Origin of the sequence: Nonomuraea sp. MG754425 (genome assembly GCF_021699195.1) — a bacterium.
Lineage (GTDB): Bacteria > Actinomycetota > Actinomycetes > Streptosporangiales > Streptosporangiaceae > Nonomuraea.
In genome coordinates this window covers 1-229 of sequence record NZ_SSXE01000622.1, presented here as the reverse complement: position 1 = coordinate 229, position 229 = coordinate 1, and the positions used below count along the sequence as shown (strand labels likewise).

The window sequence follows — 229 nt, the reverse complement described above, 5'->3', positions numbered from 1 at the left end:
CGCCCTTCGACGCCGCCGCGAGACCTACGTCGGGCCGTGGCTGCCCGAACCGCTGGTGGCTCCCGCCGAGGACGCGGTCGACGCGGCCCAGGAGGTCATCCAGGCGGAATCGGTGTCGCTGGCCATGCTCGTGGTCCTGGAGACGCTCACGCCGCTGGAACGCGCGGTGTTCATCCTGCACGAGGTGTTCGCGTACACGCACGTCGAGATCGCCGCGATGATCGACCGC

The 229-nt window shown here is 70.3% G+C and carries 1 protein-coding gene; it reads left to right on the top strand.

Features of this window, described 5'->3' with window-relative positions:
* The coding region (locus FAF44_RS54235; protein WP_272896277.1) for a sigma factor-like helix-turn-helix DNA-binding protein at window positions 1-229 on the top strand (229 nt) is incomplete at both ends.